Annotated in this window: 14 protein-coding genes; 6 read left to right on the top strand and 8 right to left on the bottom strand. The window is 66.7% G+C overall.

All coding sequences use genetic code 11. From position 1 onward, the window contains the following. Window positions 1-100 precede the first annotated feature (100 nt). On the top strand, window positions 101-1177 hold the full coding sequence (locus F6X62_RS06955) for a sigma-54-dependent Fis family transcriptional regulator (protein ID WP_065864301.1): 1077 nt from the start codon (window positions 101-103) through the stop codon (window positions 1175-1177). Here the strand turns inward: F6X62_RS06955 and F6X62_RS06960 are convergent. The 7 genes from F6X62_RS06960 to F6X62_RS06990 form a co-directional block, all read right to left on the bottom strand. Beyond that, window positions 1155-2279, bottom strand: a complete 1125-nt coding sequence (locus F6X62_RS06960; protein ID WP_054892722.1) for an LLM class flavin-dependent oxidoreductase — start codon at window positions 2277-2279, stop codon at window positions 1155-1157. The two genes, F6X62_RS06955 and F6X62_RS06960, sit on opposite strands and share 23 nt — an antisense overlap. A 1-nt stretch (window position 2280) precedes the next feature. Continuing rightward, window positions 2281-3276 (bottom strand): LLM class flavin-dependent oxidoreductase, encoded by a 996-nt coding sequence (locus F6X62_RS06965; protein WP_153773061.1) that lies wholly within the window; start codon window positions 3274-3276, stop codon window positions 2281-2283. A 36-nt stretch (window positions 3277-3312) separates the two neighbouring features. Beyond that, a complete protein-coding gene (locus F6X62_RS06970) occupies window positions 3313-4344 on the bottom strand; it encodes an LLM class flavin-dependent oxidoreductase (RefSeq protein WP_153773062.1) in 1032 nt (343 codons plus the stop codon). Continuing rightward, entirely contained in the window at window positions 4341-5354 is a 1014-nt protein-coding gene (locus F6X62_RS06975) for an LLM class flavin-dependent oxidoreductase (RefSeq protein ID WP_153773063.1), read from the bottom strand. The genes F6X62_RS06970 and F6X62_RS06975 overlap by 4 nt, the downstream gene beginning before the upstream one ends. Then, window positions 5351-6289: a 5'/3'-nucleotidase SurE gene (gene surE, locus F6X62_RS06980; protein ID WP_153773064.1), complete on the bottom strand. Its 939-nt coding sequence runs from the start codon at window positions 6287-6289 to the stop codon at window positions 5351-5353. The genes F6X62_RS06975 and surE overlap by 4 nt, the downstream gene beginning before the upstream one ends. Beyond that, a complete protein-coding gene (locus tag F6X62_RS06985; protein ID WP_054892727.1) occupies window positions 6286-7623 on the bottom strand; it encodes an LLM class flavin-dependent oxidoreductase in 1338 nt (445 codons plus the stop codon). Before F6X62_RS06985 ends, surE begins: the two co-directional genes overlap by 4 nt. 61 nt (window positions 7624-7684) lie before the next feature. Beyond that, window positions 7685-10120 carry a TonB-dependent siderophore receptor gene (locus F6X62_RS06990; RefSeq protein ID WP_153773065.1) on the bottom strand — a complete coding sequence of 812 codons (2436 nt, stop codon included), beginning with the start codon at window positions 10118-10120 and terminating at the stop codon, window positions 7685-7687. 362 nt (window positions 10121-10482) lie between these two features. On the opposite strand from F6X62_RS06990, the gene F6X62_RS06995 reads away from it, so the two are divergent. Then, window positions 10483-11481 (top strand): P1 family peptidase, encoded by a 999-nt coding sequence (locus F6X62_RS06995; protein ID WP_153773066.1) that lies wholly within the window; start codon window positions 10483-10485, stop codon window positions 11479-11481. Window positions 11482-11533: 52 nt separating this feature from the next. On the opposite strand, the gene F6X62_RS07000 is transcribed toward F6X62_RS06995, so the two are convergent. After that, window positions 11534-12898: a tetratricopeptide repeat protein gene (locus F6X62_RS07000; protein ID WP_153773067.1), complete on the bottom strand. Its 1365-nt coding sequence runs from the start codon at window positions 12896-12898 to the stop codon at window positions 11534-11536. Between the two features lie 300 nt (window positions 12899-13198). Between F6X62_RS07000 and F6X62_RS07005 the strand changes: the two genes are divergently transcribed. The 4 genes from F6X62_RS07005 to F6X62_RS07020 are packed head-to-tail and all read left to right on the top strand — an operon-like array spanning window position 13199 to window position 18265. Next, window positions 13199-14815 carry an ABC transporter substrate-binding protein gene (locus F6X62_RS07005; protein WP_153773068.1) on the top strand — a complete coding sequence of 539 codons (1617 nt, stop codon included), beginning with the start codon at window positions 13199-13201 and terminating at the stop codon, window positions 14813-14815. Beyond that, window positions 14812-15804 carry an ABC transporter permease gene (locus F6X62_RS07010; protein WP_153773069.1) on the top strand — a complete coding sequence of 331 codons (993 nt, stop codon included), beginning with the start codon at window positions 14812-14814 and terminating at the stop codon, window positions 15802-15804. Before F6X62_RS07005 ends, F6X62_RS07010 begins: the two co-directional genes overlap by 4 nt. Next, window positions 15801-16649: an ABC transporter permease gene (locus F6X62_RS07015; RefSeq protein ID WP_153773070.1), complete on the top strand. Its 849-nt coding sequence runs from the start codon at window positions 15801-15803 to the stop codon at window positions 16647-16649. The genes F6X62_RS07010 and F6X62_RS07015 overlap by 4 nt, the downstream gene beginning before the upstream one ends. Further along, window positions 16646-18265 (top strand): ABC transporter ATP-binding protein, encoded by a 1620-nt coding sequence (locus F6X62_RS07020; RefSeq protein ID WP_153773071.1) that lies wholly within the window; start codon window positions 16646-16648, stop codon window positions 18263-18265. The genes F6X62_RS07015 and F6X62_RS07020 overlap by 4 nt, the downstream gene beginning before the upstream one ends. The last annotated feature ends 8 nt before the right edge of the window (window positions 18266-18273 follow it).

Raw genomic sequence — 18273 nt, forward strand, 5'->3', positions numbered from 1 at the left:
AAAGTTTTGTGGTAATGCTTTTTAAATATTTCTGGTTATAACCGCGGCTCGCTAAAGTAGCGTCACCTTCCGATCGCCACCTACGCTGGAACTCCTTGCCATGAGCGGCCCCCAGGGACATTCGAGCCCGATCCTGACCTTCCCCCAAGGTGAAAAGGATCCCCTGTCGATTCGGGCCAAGGCCCTGGTCTTCGCCGATCCGCGTTCGCGCCAACTGCTGGAGTTTCTGCAAAGGGTCGGGCCCAGTGAAGTGCCCGTGCTGATCAACGGTGAGACCGGCACCGGCAAGGAGCTGGTCGCCCGTTACCTGCATGCGGCCAGCGGCCGTCGTGGCGCCTTCGTGGCGGTCAATTGCGGGGCGATCAGCGAAACGCTCGCCGAAAGCGAATTCTTCGGCCATGAGGCCGGGGCCTTTTCCGGCGCCACGGGCCGTCGTGCCGGCTGGTTCGAGGAGGCTGACGGCGGCACCCTGTTTCTCGACGAGATTGGCGATCTGCCGCTAGCGCTGCAGGTCAAGCTGTTGCGTGTGCTGCAGGAGCAGGAGGTGGTGCGGGTCGGCTCGCGCAAGCCCGTGAAGATCGACATCCGCCTGGTAACCGCCACCAACGTTGACCTGGAGCAGGCGGTGGAGGCGGGCAACTTTCGCCTGGACCTCTTCTATCGCATCAACGTCGCTCAGGTCGCCGTGTTGCCATTGCGCGAAAGGCCCCTCGACATCCTGCCGTTGGTGGAGCACTTTCGGCGGATCTACAGCGCGCGCTTGAACATCAGTGAACCGATGCTCTCCGAGTCGGCGACCCAGGCACTGCTCGACTATCCCTGGCCGGGCAATATCCGTGAGCTGGAAAACGTTGTGCACCTGGCACTGCTGGTGGCCGGCGACAAGCCGATCCGCCCGGAGCACCTGAAGTTTTCCGCTGGGCTGAGTGTGGCCAGGGCCAGTGCGGGCAACGTGCACACGCTGCCCCAGGAGGTGATGCGCGAACAGTTGCTGCGCTTGTTCGAGGTCCCTGGAGAGGCGTTGCTGCACGACATCGAAGACCTGATCGTGCGCGAAGCGTTTGCCTATTGCGGCTTCAACCAGCTGCGCACGGCGGCGTTGCTGGGCATCACCCGCAATGCCATGCGCACCTTGCTGGTCAATCACGGCATGCTCAAGGGCCGCACGCCGGGCTGATCCGCCGCAACAACGGCACCAGCTCGGCCCCCAGGTGAATTGCCTCTTCCAGATGCGGGAAGCCCGACAGCACGAAACACTCCACGCCCAGTTGGCTGTAGGCTTCGATCCGGTCGGCGACCTGCTGGTAGCTGCCCACCAGTGCAGTGCCCGCGCCGCCCCGGACCAGCCCGACCCCGGCCCAGAGGTTGGGTGAAACCTCCAGCTCACGCGCCCGTCGTCCACGGCCCTTGACCAGCCCGGTCTGGCGCGACTGGCCGACCGACTCGTAGGCGGCCATCTGCAGTTGCGCCTGCTCGATGGCTTCCTTGGGGATCTCCTCCAGCAACCGCTCCACATGCGCCCAGGCTTGCTCATCGGTGGGAGCGGCGAACACGTGCAAACGCAAGCCGAAGCGCAAGGTGCGTCCGCGAGTTGCGGCCAGCTCGCGCATGCGCAGGATGCGTTCGGCGATCATCTGCGGCGGTTCGCACCACATGAGGTAGGTCTGCGCATGGGCTGCGCCCACCTGTTCGGCGGCGTTGGATGCGCCGCCGAAATAGATCGCCGGTGCTGCTGCCTGAGGTGCGATCGGGCTGCCGCCCCCGCTGCGGTAGTAGCGTCCGTGATGGGGTTGACCGTGTCCGCTCCAGACGGCCTGGAACACCTGGAGGAACTCGGCAGTGCGTGCATAGCGCTCGTCATGCTCGAGAAAATCCCCCAGCGAGCGTTGCTCGAAGCGGCTCGATCCGCTGACCACATGCAGGTCCAGGCGCCCGTTGCTGAGCAACTGCAGGGTCGCGGCGCGGTGGGCGCTGTAGGCGGGCAGTTCGAGCCCCGGACGCACCGTCAGCAGGAAGCGCAGGCGCTGTACCTCCTGGGCCAGCACGGCCGTGATCAGCCAGGGGTCTTCGAAACCGCTGGCGGTGGGCACCATGATGCCGTCGAAGTTGCCGAGCTCGGCGGCGCGTACCACCTGGCGCAAATAGTCGAGGGTCGGCGCGCGTTCACCCTGCTGGAACAGGCCGACCTTGGGCAGGCCGCTGCTGGTCAGGTGACGGCCGTCGCCATTGGTGGGCAGGAACCAGTCGATCTCGATCGGCCTGTGCGCGGGCTTGTACATCTCAGACGCTCTCCTTGCGGGTCAGCAGGGGCAGGACTTGCTCGCCGAAGCGCAGCACCTCGCTGACCGTCGGCTGGCCCTGGATGACGATATGCTCGATCCCTACGCCGTGCAGCTCTTGCAGGCGGGTGGCGAGTTGCTGCGCGGTGCCGACCAGGTACAGCGGTTGATCGGGGGCCTGCTGCAGCAGGTTGGGGTGCACCTCGAAGCGGCGTAGCGGGTGGCCATCGCGTTGCAACCGCGTCACGCTGTCAGCGCGGTCGGCGGGTGGTGCAGGCAGTTGGCGGGCGGCGGCTTCCCAGGCTTGCGCCTCGGTGTCGGCGAGTATCAGGCCGAGGGTGCAGGCGAACGTCGGTGCCAACGCCGGTTCGGGGCTGGCGTCGCGCTGTCGGGCAATGGCCTGGCGCAGCCAGGCGGGTGGCGCCGGGCGCAGCAGGCAGGCCTGGGCGTGGCTGGCGATCAGCGCAGGGCTTTGGCTGTCGTCGAGGACGATGGGCGGTGCGGGCAGGTCGCGCCAGGCGAAGCCTGCGTTCTCCAGCTGAAAATAGCGACCGTTGTAGGTGAAGCCCGGGTCGCTGCCGCGCAGCAGGCGCCCGAGGATTTCCAGGTATTCGCCAATACGCTCGTTGCGCTGGTCGCGGTTGAGCCAGTCGCCGAACGCCTGGCGCAGGCTGTTCTGTTCGCCGTCTGGCAGGTGCAGGCGCACGCGGTTGGCGCTGATCGACTGCAGGCTCTGCACTGTACTGGCCAGCGCTGCTGGCAGCATCACTTGCGGCGGTATGCTGACGGTCAAGCGCACATGGCGGGTGTGTGCACACAGCGCTGCGGCTATGCCCAGGCTGTCGAGGCACTGCGCGCCACCGGGAATCCACAGGCCATCGAGCCCGGCATATTCGACCGCCTGGGCCAGTTGAATCCAGTGCCCAGGGCCTGTCACGCCGCCGTGCGCCGCAGCCGGGCCGCAGAGCGGCAGTTGCCAGCTGAATTCAAGGGCCATGACCACGCTCCGTCGGGCGGCAGAAAGAGGTCACCATCATCCCACCGTCGCCTGCGGCTGAGTAGCCAGCCCGTGCTTCGCTCGCCAGCCGAGCGCGGGTGCGATGTCTTCGGCGATGATGCGCAGGCGTTCGAGCACCTGGGCCTGGGTCGAGCTTTCGGCCTGGGTGACCACGATCAGGTAGTCGACGTAGCCCAGCAGCGCCGGGTCCTGGCGCAGGCTGTGGACGATGTCGTCGGGGGCGCCGTGGTGCACGTTCATCAGGCGCAGATGCGCGTCCAGGTCCAGCGCCTCGTCGATCAACCCCTCACGGCGCAGGCGCGGTACATGCCGTTCGATGTCGATGGCCAGTTCCGCCTGGGCACTGGCCCGGTCGTGTGCGGGAAACACCGCACGGACCACGCCGATACGTGGCGCTCGGGTTGTATCGCGCCAGGCATGCAGGTAGGCGTCGGCCAGGGGTTTCTGCACGGTCAGCGGGTCGTGGGTGGCGGTGCCGAGCAGCAGGCCGTTGCCTTGCCGGGCGGCATACGCGGCACCCGCGACGCTGCCGTGGGAGTGCCAGAGGCGCTGGCGCAAGCCGCAGGCGGGCGGTTGCAGGCTTAGGTCGGCGTGCAGGGTCGCGCCTTCGAGCAGTTGCTGCAACTGCTGTTGCTGGGCTTCGAAGTGCGCCTGGCGTTGTGCTGGATCCAGCCCGAAGGCGGTGAAGTTGTCGAGGTTGGCGCCGCCGCTGCCCAGCCCCAGTTGCACCCGCTGGCCGCTGAGGCTGTCCAGCACGCTGGCGTCTTCGGCCAGGCGGATCGGGTCTTCGAAGGGCAGCACGATGACGCCGGTGCCCAGCTCGATCTGTCGCGTGCGCTCGGCTACCGCGGCCAGCAACACCAGGGGCGAAGGCAGTTGGCCGAAGCCGCTGCTCAGGTGGTGCTGGGCGATCCAGCCGCCGTCGAAGCCCAGGGCCTCGGCCACTTCGAATTGCTCCAGCAGGTCACGATAGGCCTGCCGTGGGTCCTCGCCGAAGGCGTGGCTGAGAAAGCCCAGCTTGAAGGGTTTTTGCGGGGATAAGGTCATGCTTGCACGGGCTCCACGAGAGGTCGGTTAATGGCGACGCCAGGGCGCCAGCCGAGCGCCGGTGCGATGTGCTGGCGCAGGATTTCCAGGGCCCGGATCGCTTCGCGCAGCGGTGTACTGGTGGTCTGCACCTGCACCACCAGTTGGTCGTGCACACCCAGCTGTGGGCCACGGCGCAGCCCCTCGACGATCTGCGTCGAGCTGCCATGCAGCACGCCGAGGCGTTCGAGCACTGCACCCAGATCGCCGCCCAGGGAGGCGTCGAGCACACCGATGGCCTGCTGGCGGCGCACATAGGCCTGGATGTCCTGGCGCAGCGCGGTGTCGTCGCCACCCTCGGGGAACACCGCTTGCACCCGCACCACGCGCGGGGCCGTGAGGTGATCACTGCGCCAGCCCTGGCGATAGCGCTGCACCAGCTCCACGCCGGCCTCGACCGGCAGGTGCGGGTTGGGCGCCATGATCAGGCCGTTGCCACGTGCGGCCACCTGCTCCACCCGTGAAGTGGCCTCCCACAGACGCTGGCCAAGCCCGCGAGCCGCAGGGCGCAGTTGCAGCCCTTGGTCGTTGAGCGCGGCGTTGCCGAGGGCATCGTGCAAGCGTTGCAGGTGGTCTTCGTAGCGCCCGTGGCGCTGCTCGGGGTTCAGCCCGAAGGCGCTGAACGTGTCTGGGTCAAAGCCGGCACCCAGGCCCAATTCCACGCGCCCGTCGGCCAGCAGGTCGAGTACGGCGGCATCTTCGGCCAGGCGCAGCGGCGGCTCCTGGGGCAGGACGATGATCGCCGTGCCCAGCCGGATTCTCCGGGTGCGCTGGGCGATGGCCGATAGCAGCACCAGCGGCGAGGGCAGGCGCCCCTGTTCGCTGGCGAAATGGTGCTGGGCCACCCAGCCACTGTCGAAGCCGAGCTCCTCGGCAACGCGAAACAGCTCCAGGGTGTCGCGGTAGACCTTGGCGTCGAACCGCGGCTGGTAGACGCGGGTGAGAAAACCCAGTGAAAAACCACCGCTCATGGTGTCTGTCCTCGGTCGGGGGCGGGCAGGGCGCTGAGCCGTTGCAGGGCGGGTGTGGCGACAGGTGACTGCAGCAGGCCGCTGAAGGGGCTGATGGTCAGGTAACCTTTGGCCAGCCACACGGCTTCGTCGTCCTGCTCGGTGTCGTTGGCAGGTGCACTGCGGGAAAAGCCGATGCCGGGTTTGCCGGAAAGCGCTGCGCCGAAACTGCCCAGGTCGTCGGTGTATTGCGTGTCGAAACCCACGTAGCGGCCGATGCGAGTCAGGCGGATGCCCTTGACCTCGCTGCCGGCGGGCAGATTGATGTTGAGGCCGATGCCAGCGGGCAGCAGCTTGCCGTCGGCCGGGCGCTGTTGCTCCAGCGCCTGCACCAGGCGCTGCACGAAGCGTGCGGTGCGCTGAGGGTCGTGATCCTTGAGGTCGGTACTTACCGCCAGGGTCGGCACGCCGGTCTGCAGCGCCGCACTGGCGGCGTTGAAGGTGCCCGAGGCGAGGTTGATCGCGCCAACATTGTTGCCGGGGTTGGGGCCGACGATCACCAGGTCCGGATCGGGCATGACCTTCTTCAGGCCCATGAGCACGGCCATCACCGGTGTTGCGCTGATCTCGATGCTGACGCTCTGGCCGGCACAGATCGGGCTGGTGCAGGGGCCTTGCTCGTGGGTGGAGAGAAAGTAGCTGTCGGGGTAGGCGGGGTCGTCGTCGCGCCCGATGCTGACTTCGCGTCCGTAGTAGAAGGCACCGCCGCGCGCACTTTGCTCGCTCTTGGGAGCGGCGATGCGCACGGCGTGTCCGGCGGCCTTGAGGGTGCTGTACAGCGCGCGGATGTTCGGATGCTGGTAGCCGTCGTCGTTGCTCAGCAGGATATTCAGGGCCAGGGCAGGCGATGCACTGATCACGCCCGCCGCCAGCACCAGGCCGGCCAGGGCCTTCATGCCGGGGCCCGCGTGCTGAAGCGGTTGGCCGGGCGCGGCAGGCCCAGGTGTTCGCGCAGGGTGCTGCCGGCATAGTCGAGGCGGAACAGTCCACGTTGCTGCAGCACCGGGATCACCTGGTCGACGAAGGTGTCGATGGCGCCGGGAAAGTAGGGGAAGAACACATTGAAACCGTCGCAGGCTCGGGCCTGGAACCACTGCTCGAAGCTGTCGGCGATATCGCTCGGCGTGCCGATCACCGGGTTGCCACCAGCCAGGCGCAGGTACAGCTGGCGGATGCTGAGATTGTCGCGCCGGGCCAGTTGCAGCACCTGGTCTCGGCGGCTGCCGCGCTGGCCGGGCGGGGTGTCGGGCAACGGGCCGTCGAGGTCGTGGCCGGAGAGGTCGATGTCTTCACCCAGGGTGTCGGCCAGCAGGCGCAGGCCCAGCACCGGGTCGATCAGGGCCTGGAACTGTTCGAACAACTGCTGGGCCTGTTCGCGGGTATCGGCGATGAAAGGGGTGACGCCAGGCAGGATCTTGATGTGCTCGGGATCGCGGCCCAGGGCTGCAGCACGCTGCTTGATGTCCTGGTAGAAGGCCTGGGCGGCGGGCAACTCGTGGTGTGCGGCGAAGATCACTTCGGCCACCCGCGCCGCCAGGGCCTTGCCGGCTTCCGAGGCGCCGGCCTGCACCAGCACCGGGTGCCCCTGGGGTGGGCGAGCTACGTTCAGTGGGCCACGCACCGAGAAGTGTGCGCCCTTGTGGTTCAGGGTGTGCAGCTTGTCCGGGTCGAAGTAGCGGCCGCTGGCCTTGTCGCGGACGAAGGCATCGTCGTCCCAACTGTCCCACAGGCCCTTGACCACGTCATGGAACTCTTCGGCGCGCTGGTAGCGGTCAGTGTGGTCGATGTGCTGCTCGCGGCCGAAGTTCCAGGCTTCGTCGGCAACCACCGAAGTCACCAGGTTCCAGGCGGCGCGCCCCTTGGACAGGTGATCGAGGGAGGCGAACTTGCGGGCGATATGGTACGGCTCGTTGTAGCTGGTGGTGGCGGTGGCGATCAGGCCGATGCGCTCGGTGACCGCCGCCAGTGCCGACATCAACGTCAGCGGCTCGAAGTGCTCGGCACGCGCGGTGCGGCTCAGGGCATCGAGGTGATGGCCCCAGAGCGCCACCACATCGGCAATGAACAGTGCATCGAACTTGCCCCGTTCGGCGCTGCGGGCGATGGCCTTGAAATGTTCGAAGTCCTGGCTGGCGTCAGCCTGGGCCAGGGGGTGGCGCCAGGCGGCCACATGGTGACCGCTGTTGGCGAGAAATGCGCCCAGCTTGAGCTGGTCGGTGCGACGGGTCATGACAGCCTCCGGGCAAGCGTTCGGCAGGGCCCTGCCGCCTGCGGGGCGACAGGGCGGTGGGTCAGAAGTTGTAGGTCAGGCCGGTGTACCAGTAGCCGCCGGTGGTGCCATAGGGCGAGAAGTTGCCATAGGGGAAGGCGCCGGAGCTGCTGGGCAGGTGGGTACGTTCCGGGTAGACGTTGAACAGGTTGTTGGCGCCTGCGGTCAGGGTCAGGCTGGAGGTGAGGTGATAGTCCAGGTTCAGGTCGGTGATCCAGGTCGGCGAGAAGGTGCGGTCGAAGGCTTCGGTAGTCCCGTACTGGGTGTACTCGCCGTAGCGGGTCAGGTTCAGGCCGATCTCGAACTTGTCGATGGTCCAGGTGGCGCCCAGCAGCAGCTTGGATTCGGGCAGGCCGTGCTTGAGGTTGCCCTGACGCTGACGGTCATAGCCACCGGTAGGCCCGAGGGCCTGCTGGGCCACCGGCGAGGCGTGGATATCGTCGATCTCGGTGGTGTTCCAGTTGAAGCCCAGGGTGTAGCGCACACTGCCGTAGGCGCCCAGCGCCTGACGGTAGTCGCCGACCAGGTCGATGCCGCGGGTAGTGGTGTCCAGGGCATTGGTGAAGTAGGTCACCGACTGGTTGGTGGGCAGTCCGGCCGCGGCGAGGATCGCGGTGATCTGCGGGGTGCCGCCAAGGTAGCCGGTCTGGGCGATGCGGTCCTTGATCTTGATCTGGTAGGCATCGAGGGTGATGCTGATGGCATCGGTCGGCTGCAGGGTCAGGCCCAGGCCGAAGTTGGTGGATTTCTCGGGCTTGAGGGTGCTGGCCCCCAGTGCCTTGGCCACGGCCGAATCGACCGCGACGTTGCGGTAGTCGAACAGGTTGCCGTTGACGTTGCTCTGCGAAGTCGAGCTGTAGATCTGCTGGGCCAGCGAGGGCGCGCGGAAACCGGTGCTGAAACTGCCGCGCACAGCGAGAATCGGCGTCAGCTGGTAGCGGGTGGCGAACTTGCCGTTGGTGGTGGTGCCTGAACCGTCGTTGTAGTGCTCGTAGCGCCCCGCCAGATCGACATGCCATTTGTCGGTCAGGTCCTGGCCGATCTCGCCGTAGCCGGCCAGGCTGGTGCGGCCTTTTTCGGCGGCGTCGGCGGGTGTGGTGCCAGCACCGGAAATGGTGCCCGGTGCGATCGGGTTGCCACTGGCGCCGGTGGTGAATGGGCCGCTGGCGTAGGAGGCGTAGTCGCCCTTGCCGATCTTGTAGTTCTCGTAGCGCTGTTCAAGCCCCCAGGAAATCTGCGTCGGCTTGGCCAGGCCGAGGTCGAAGGCGCGGGTCAGGTCGAGGTTGTTGGTCCACTGGCTGAAGGTCTTCACGCCAGTGTCCACCGAGGTGGGCGAGTCGAGGCCGTAGCTCAGGTTGTAGGTATGGCGCAGGGTCGCTTCGGCGTGGTCCTGGCCGTAGGTGCTCGACAGGTCGTAGTCCCAGCCGGCGACGTTGCCCTTGCCGCCGAAGGCCACCTGGAAGTCGTTTTCGATGAAGCGCAGGGTGTCTTCGATGCCTTCGGGGAAGGGCGTGGCGATGCCGTCGAAGGTCGATGGCTGGTGGAAGGCCAGGGGCTTTTCCGAGTTGCGCCGGGTGTAGGTGGAGAACGAGTACAGCGTCAGCGCATCGCTCACGGGGAGTTCGGCGTTGTAGCCCAGGCTGAAGTTGCGCGCTTCGGGCAACCCCGTGCCGTAGTAGGTGTGCTGCAGGCTGGTGTTGCCGGCGCTGTCGGTGTAGGGCGCATTGTCGGAACGGTCGGAAATCTTCTGGTGCTTGATGTCCACGCCCAGGTTGATGAAGCCGTCGTTGGGCAGGGCCAGGCCGACGTTGCCGGTCTGGCGTACGGTTTCGCCGTCACCGTTCTCGTAGTTCTGACCATAGCTGGTGCTCAGGCTGCCGCCGTGGTCGGTCTGCTTGAGCACGATGTTGACCACGCCACCGATAGCGTCCGACCCGTATTGCGCCGAGGCACCGTCGCGCAGGATTTCGACGTGGTCGACCAGGGCGGTGGGGATCATGTCGAGATCGACCGGCTGCGAGCCAGAGTTGAGGTAGGTCCCGTTATTGAGCAAGGCGCTGTTGTGGCGACGCTTGCCGTTGACCAGCACCAGCACCTGGTCGCCGTTCAGGCCACGCAGGCTGATGGGGCGCACCACCGAGGTGGAGCCGAAGCCGGACGATGCAGGCTGGTTGAGCGAGGGCAGCACGCGGCTCAGGGCGCGGGTCAGGTCAGGCTGCCCGGTGGCCAGCAGTTGCTTGGACGAGATGACATCCACCGGTGCCGGGCTTTCGGCCAGGGTGCGCGCCTGGCCGCGGTTGCCGACCACCACCACGGTGTCCAGCGGGTTGTCGCTCTTGCTCTCGGCGGCCAGCAATGGGCTGCCGGCGCCAGCGGCCTCGCACAGGGCGAGGAACAGCAGGCTGTGGGCGAAGGTCTTGCGCGGCCGGCGCAAACCGGTAAGGCGTGAAGAAGTCATGTACGAAGGCTCCAGTGTGTTCCCCGGTTCGCGCCCTGCTGGGTGGCCAACCTTGTCGAGTAAGGCGACGTCTCTGCGTCGCGAAAAGATCAGAGGCGGCTTGTTGCCGACTGCGCGTGGCTCCGGTCTCAAGCTCTGGTGGCGGAGCCTGGAGCAAGGGCTGTGCCAGGCTGAAAAGGCCTTTCTGGACAAGGGTTTGAGATCAGGGCGAGGCGTGGACTGGTGTTTTTGTAGCAGTGTCTGGCCAAGGTGTTGGTTTTTGCGCAGTGACGTCGTCCTTGCCATGGGACGCCAGGCAGCACCGCCGGCATTGGCACACCACTTGCTCCGGGGCACGAACCCTCTTTCAAGGAATTCATTCGATGCCACGCCCCGGACCGCGCAACTTGCTCACCGACATCCCTGGCCTGCTGGTCGGCCACGCCCTCGATGAGCGTGTCGCCACTGGCGTCACGGTGATTCGTACCGAACGCCCATGGACGGCGAGCGTCGATATTCGGGGTGGCGGCCCGGGTGGGCGTGAAACCGCGGCGCTGGAACCGGAAAACATGGTGGGGCAGTTGCATGCCCTGGTGTTTGCCGGCGGCTCGGTGTTCGGGCTGGGCGCGGCGGACGGGGTGGCTGCCGCTTTGTCTGCGCAGGGTGTGGGCTTGCATCTGAAGGCCGGCGCACCGGCCATTCCCATCGTGCCAGCCGCTGTGCTGCATGACCTGGCCAATGGCGGCGACAAGCGCTGGGGGATGGAGCCGCCTTACCGGCGGCTGGGGATCGAGGCGTTGGGCAACTGCACCGCCGATTTCGCCCTTGGCGCGGCGGGCGCCGGGCGTGGCGCGATGGCAGGTGTGCTCCAGGGTGGCCTGGGTTCGGCATCGCTGGACCTGGGCGATGGCGTGATGGTCGCGGCGCTGGTGGTGGCCAACCCTATCGGTTCGGTGTACATGCCCGATGGCGAAACCTTCTGGGCCTGGCCGTGGGAAATCGAGGGCGAGGCCGGTGGTGTTCGCCCTCGCGCTGATCAGGATTGCAGCGACCCGATGCCCGAACTGTCACGGCTGGACTCGATGGGGCGTCTTCAGGCTGGGGCGAATACCACGCTGGTGGTGATCGCCAGCACTGCACGGATGAGCACTGCCGAGTGCAAGCGTGTGGCGATCATGGGGCAGGATGGCATTGCCATGGCGGTGCGTCCGGCGCACCTGCCATTCGATGGCGACACCGTGTTCGCCCTGGCCAGCGGTGAGGTCGAATTGAGTAGCGGGGCGCGGCGGCAGGTGGATGTCGGCCGCATCGGCGCGGCGGCGGCCAGTTGCGTGGCCCGCGCAATCGCCCGGGGCGTGTACGAGGCGCGGCGCGCGCGGTAGAGGCAGACACCGGCATTGCCGGTGTTCGCGGAGCATGCTTGCCGTCGCCCGGCTAGCGCCCGAGCACCTCCTCGACGCGCGCCACCGCAGCCTGCGCCAGCCCTGGCAACCCCAAGGCTCGATACACCCGCGCCAGCGTTCGATTGGTCGGTACGTCCAGCCCGTCGTAGCGCCGTCGCAGTTCCAGCACCTGCTGCGCCCCGGCCCAATCCTGCGCCCCCAGCCGCGCGTCCAGCTCGATCTGGGCAAACAGATCCCGCTGGGCATGGCTCCCACCAATCTCGTTCAGCCGTGGCAGGGCCACGCCAAGCCGCGCCAACGCCAGCGTATGTTCGCCACGGGCATGGGCCAGCAAACCCTCGGCCAGCGGCACTGTCACCTCGGCCCAGACCGCCCGGCTGAACGGCGGTGCCTCGCGTGCGCGTTCGCGCAGTGCCTGCAGCAGCCTTTGTGCCTCGGGCTTGTCGGCGCGCGCCAGCCCATACAGGTACTGGACACTCAGAAACGGCTGCACCGTGTCGTCGTGGCGCTGTTGCAGGTAGGGCGCCAACGCTTGCCAGCGCTCGCCCACGTCGACGCCCGCCAGTTCCAGCCGGGCCAGCAACGACACGGCGCCGACCTGGTCCTGCGAGTAGGCGGGCAGCACACCCCACACATGCCGGTCATAGATCTCCAGCACCCGCGCCTGGTCGCCACGCCCGAGGTAGAACAGCGCCAGGTGCCACCAGTTGTGGGTGTACATGAACGAATTGAGCCCTTGCCAATGCGGGCTGACGCGCTCAAGAAAGGCGATACCTTCCTCGATTCGCCCCTGGGTCAGCATCACATGGGCCAGCGCATGCTGCGCCCAGGGTTCGTCGTGCTGCAATGCCAGGGCCTGGCGTGCGCTGGCCTCGGCTTCCTCGAGCAAATGACACTGCTCGTAGGCGAAGGCCAGCATGCCGTGGCTCTGGGCGACATCCCCGCAGCCATCGACCGCCTTGAGCGCGATGCGCAGCAAGGCCGGCCAGTTGCCGCGATTGAACTGCACATACTGGTTGAGCTTGGCGGCGAACAGGTCGCGTGGGTAGTGCTCGAGCAGGGTTTCGCTGAGCTGCAGCACCTGGTCCAGGTCCTCGTCCATCCAGGCCTGCAGCAGCGCGAGGTACAACGCCGCCCGCGGATGCGGTGCGTTCACCCGAGCGGCGACCTGCCGATAGCGCTCGGCGAGGGCCGGGCCTTCGGGCGATTCGCTGAACATCAGCAGGATGCCGGCCAGGGCATTGCTCAGCGCTGATTCGGGGTGGCGCTCGGCGCTGGCGAGGATGGCTTCGGCGCGCGGGTGGTAGCCGAGAAAGCCACCGATGAAATCGTCCAGCGCCTTGCGGGCCTGGGGGTGTTCGGTATCGAGAGGGTTGCCGAGGTAGTCCTGTGACATGGGTCGAGTGTCCGGTGGATTGTCGATCTGACAAGCAGGGCAAGGGCTGTGCCAGTTGGCTTGCGCGCACCTCATGCGCGGTGCGGCGCGGCTGGACGCAGCCGTGGAAAGCGATGCATCGCCGGGCACACTGTTGCTTTTTCCACACTCACGCCGCGCGCTGTGGATTTTTCATCAGTGAAGTTGCGTCACGAGCCCCTGCGGTGCCCGTGGGCAGGCGTTGCGCGCAGTGGCACACCCCTTGCAAAAATGCCCTCCAGAGGGGCCTGTGCCCCGTGCAATCATCGCCAAGGAGTCCGCATGCCCCATCAAGCCCACCGCCGTCCGCCTCACCCCGGGCCGCTGCGTCTTGCCCTGAAACGCCTGGGCCTGCTGGCCGGTGCCGCGCTTCTTGCCGCCAGCGTCCATGCCGCGCCGCGCGACGGTGGCGTGCTGAACCTGATCGCCCAACCTGAGCCGCCGTCGCTGATGCACGGGGTGGTCACCCACGTTTCCACCCAGTACGTCAGCGGCAAGATCCTGCAAGGGTTGTTGACCTTCGACACCACGCTCAAGCCCCAACCGGTATTGGCGCGTAGCTGGAGCGTTACGCCGGATGGCCTGACCTACCGCTTCACGCTACAACCCGATGTGCACTGGCATGATGGCCAACCGTTCACGGCGGCCGATGTGAAGTTCAGCTTTGGCACCTTCTACCCGGAAGTCGACAAGCGCGTCGGCAGCGTGTTCGCCGAGTACGTCGACAGCATCGACGCCAGTGATCCGCAACAGGTGGTCTTTCACCTGAAGAAGCCTTTCGCTCCGTTCCTTTCGTTGCTCGGCAGCGGCCTGCGCCCGGTGGTGCCCGAGCACCTGTATGCCGGCACCGACTTTCGCAGCAACCCTTATAACCTCAAGCCCGTGGGCACCGGGCCCTTCGTGTTCCAGGAGTGGAAGCGAGGCGCCTACATCAAGCTGGTGAAAAACCCCGACTACTGGAAAAAGGGCCTGCCGCACCTGGATGCCATCGTCTTCCACGTGATCCCCGATGGCTCATCGCGCGCGGCCGCTTTCGAGCGCGATGACGTGCAGGTGCTGCGCAGCGGCGATGCCGACTATGCCGACCTCAAACGTCTCGCAGCGTTACCGGGGGTACACGCCTCCGAGCAGGGCTGGGAGCTGTATTCGGGCCTGGCCTTCCTGCAGTTCAACACGCGCAAAGCGCCACTGGACAACCCCAAGGTGCGCCAGGCGATCCTCTATGCCTTGAACCGCCCGTTCATCGTCGACAACATTTTCTTCGGTGCCGGCAAGGTCGCGCCGGGCGCCTTCGCTTCGAGTTCGCCTTACCACGACCCGCAACCGCCGCAGTACGGCTACGACCTTGCCAAGGCCAAGGCGCTGATCGCCGAGTCCGGGGTGGATGTGGGCGCCGTGCGGATCCGCCTGCTCAACGGCGAGAAGGGCGGGGCCTGGGAACGGCTTGCCGAATACACCCGTCAGGCCTTGCAGCCGCTGGGCTTCAAGGTGCAGGTGGTGACCTCCGATGCGGCCACCTGGTTCCAGCGTGTCAGCGATTGGGACTTCGACCTGACCTACAATTTCATTTTCCAGATCGGCGATCCCTATCTGGTCAATGCCTACCTGTACCGCTCCGACTACATCGTCAAGACGTCGCCCTTCGCCAACGTCGGCGGCTACCGCAATGCCGATGCCGACCGCTTGTGGAACCAGGTCGCCGATACGCCCGAGGGCGCGGAGCGCACCCGGCTGTACAGCCAGCTTGAGCACTTGCTCAACGACGAGCTGCCGGTCGCGCCGATCTTCGAGATGCGCTACCCGACGCTGTTCCACAGCCAGGTGAAGAACCTGCTGCAGACGGCCACCAGCCTCAACGAAGACTATGAGAGCGTCTACCTGGACGCCCCGGCGCCATGAGCGGCTTGAGGTCTTTCGGTGGGCGTCTGGGGCGTGCGCTGCTGATGATCCTTGGGGTGCTGGTATTGAGCTTTCTGCTGGTGCGCCTGGCGCCTGGCGACCCGGCATTGCTGATGGCCGGCGAGGCCGGGATCGACGATGTCGAGTACGTTGCCAAGCTGCGCAGCGACATGGGCCTGGACCAGCCACTGCCACAGCAGTTGTGGCGTTACCTGGGCCAGGTGGCGCACCTGGACCTGGGTTATTCCTACCGCAACCAGGCACCGGTGTGGGACCTGCTCGCCGAGCGCCTGCCCGCCACCCTGAGCCTGATGGGTGCTGCGTTCCTCGTCTCGTCGGTGCTCGGGGTCGGCCTGGGCGCGCTGGCAGCGTTCAACCGCCAGCGCCGACCCTGGCTGGACGGGCTGATCGCCAATGGTGCGTTGCTGTTGTTCGCCACGCCGCCGTTCTGGCTGGCGATGCTGCTGATCCTGTTGTTCTCGGTCCACCTCGACTGGCTGCCGGCGTTCGGCATGCAGACCGTTGCCCGCGACCTGCATGGCGTCCCCTGGCTGGCGGACCGGCTGCGTCACCTGGTGCTGCCATGCCTGTCGCTGAGCTTTCTGTTCCTCGCCCTCTACGTGCACCTGACCCGCGCGTCCACCCTTGAAGCACTGCGCCAGGAGCATGTCTATACGGCGCGCGCCAAGGGCCTGCATCCGGCGCGCATCGTCTTCGCCCATGTGCTGCGCAACGCGCTGCTGCCGGTGGTGACCTTCGCCGGGCTGCAACTGGGGCAACTGGCAAGCGGCGCCTTGCTGATCGAGGTGGTGTATTCCTGGCCGGGCATCGGCCGACTGATGTACGACGCCCTGTCCCAGCGCGACTATGGTGTGTTGCTGGGCGGCTTTCTGCTGATCTCGATCCTGGTGGTCGGCTTCAACCTGCTCACTGACCTGGCCTGCCGTCTGCTCGACCCGCGGATCGCAGCGGGAGGGGCAGCACGATGAGGGATTCAAGCGTGTGGCAACGTTTTCTCGGGCAACCCGCGGCACTGGCCGGCGCGGTATTCCTGCTGCTGTTGGGGCTGCTGGCCCTGGCGGCGCCCTGGATCGGCCTGGGGTCTCCCTGGGAAATGAACACCACGCCGATGCTCGCGCCCTTCACGCAAGCCCAGCACTGGTTGGGCAGCGACCTGCTGGGGCGCGATTTGGGCACGGGGCTGCTGTATGGCGCCCGGGTGTCACTGGCGGTGGGGGCGCTGGCGAGCCTGGCCACGTTGCTTGTCGGCTTGCTGGTCGGTGCTCTCGCGGGTTACTTCGGCGGTTGGCTGGATGCGCTGTTGATGCGCGTGGCCGAGTTCTTCCAGATCATTCCGCAGTTGGTGCTGGCGGTGATCCTGGTGGCGGTACTGGAGCCGTCGCTGGGCACCATCGTGCTGGCCATCGCCCTGGTCGCCTGGCCGGGTGTGGCGCGCCTGGTGCGCAGCGAATTCCTCAGCCTGCGCCAGCGTGAGTTCGTCCAGGCTGCGCGGGTGCTGGGGCAGTCGCCGCTGGCGATCGTGTTCCGGCAGATCCTGCCCAATGCCCTGGCGCCGCTGCTGGTGACGCTCAGCTTCGTCATGGCCACGGCGATTCTCACCGAGGCGGCGTTGGCGTTTCTCGGTCTGGGCGATCCAGAGGCGATGAGCTGGGGCTACATGATCAACGCCTCGCGTGGTGTATTGCGCGAGGCCTGGTGGATGAGCCTGTTGCCGGGGCTGGCGATCCTGCTCAGCGTGCTGGCGGTCAACCGCGTCGGTGAAGGCCTGCGTATCGCATTCGAACCTGCCCGCCGAACAGGAGTGTCGTCATGAGCCAGCCGATCCTGCTCGATATCGAGCACCTGCGTATCGCACTGCCAGCAGGCGGTGATCGCAGCCATGCGCTTCACGACCTGTCGTTGCAGGTGCGCGAAGGCGAATGCCTGTGCGTGGTAGGCGAGTCCGGCTCGGGCAAGTCGATGCTGGCCAAGGCCCTGCTGCGCCTGCTGCCGACGCCTGTGCAGGTGGAGCAGGGCACGCTGCGCTGGCGCGGCGATGACCTTGCGACACTGGACGATGCGGCCATGCGCGCGCTGCGCGGGCACGACATCAGCATGGTCTTCCAGGAGCCGATGAGTGCACTCAATCCGCTGCTCGGCGTGGGCCGACAGATCGACGAGACACTCCAGGCCCACGGCATGAAGAACGCTGCCCAGCGTCGCGCGCGGGTTATCGAGCTGCTGGGCTATGTGGGGCTGCCCGATCCCGCGCGCTTGCGTCATGCCTACCCCTTCGAGTTGTCTGGCGGGCAGCGCCAGCGAGTGGTGATTGCCATGGCCCTGGCGTTCGCGCCGAAGCTGCTGATCGCCGATGAGCCGACCTCGGCGCTGGATGTGACCACGCAGCGGCAGATCCTCGACCTGCTGCGCCGTATCCAGCGCGAGCACGGCATGGCCATGCTGTTCATCACCCACGACTTTGCCGTGGTCGAGGCCATCGCCGATCGCGTGCTGGTGCTGCAGCAGGGCCATGTGGTGGAACAAGGCAGCTGTACCCAGGTGCTGAGCGCGCCGCAGCAGCGTTATACCCGACAACTGATCGCTGCCGCCGGTGCCGTGCCGGCCCATCCACGGCCGCCGTTGGGGCAAGGGGCGCTGGCGTTGCAGGCACGACAACTGGAAAAACACTTCAGCCGCCGCATCGGCTGGTGGGGCCGACGCACGACCCAGGCGTTGGCGGGTGTCGACCTGCAATTGGGCGAGGGCGAAACCCTGGGGATCGTCGGCGAGTCCGGCTCGGGCAAGTCGACCCTGGGCCGCTGCCTGGTGCGCCTGCTGCGCAGCGATGCTGGCAGCCTGCAGTGGCACGGACGTGATGTGACAGGGTTGCCCGAGACGCAGCTACGGCCTTTGCGTGGCCAGGTGCAGATGATCTTCCAGGATCCCTTCGCCTCGCTCAATCCACGCCAGCGTATCGGCACGCAATTGATGACCGGGCCGTTGGCCCAGGGGCGCAGCCAGGCAGAGGCGGCGCAGAAGGCGCGCGAAGTGTTGGCCCTGGTCGGGCTGCCGGCCACCGCGCTGGCACGCTACCCCGATGAATTCTCCGGTGGTCAGCGCCAGCGTATCGGCATTGCCCGGGCGCTGGCGGTGGAGCCAAAGGTGCTGATTGCCGATGAGTGTGTGTCGGCACTCGATGCGCTGATCCAGGTGCAGATCATCGAACTGCTCGAAGACCTGCAGCGGCGCCTTAAGCTGAGCATCGTCTTCATCACCCACGACCTGCGGGTGGCGGCGCGGCTGTGCGACCGCATCGCGGTGATGCAGGCTGGCCAGGTGGTGGAGCAGGGCGCGACCCGCAACGTGCTCGAACGGCCAGCGCATCCCTACACGCGCAGGCTGTTGCAGGACTTCGCGGTGCAGGCGCCAGTGGCCGAGGCCACCCCATGAGCCGGCGG

The sequence above is a fragment of the Pseudomonas sp. MNR3A genome (assembly GCF_009650575.1).
In the GTDB taxonomy this organism is placed as follows: Bacteria; Pseudomonadota; Gammaproteobacteria; order Pseudomonadales; family Pseudomonadaceae; genus Aquipseudomonas; species Aquipseudomonas machongensis.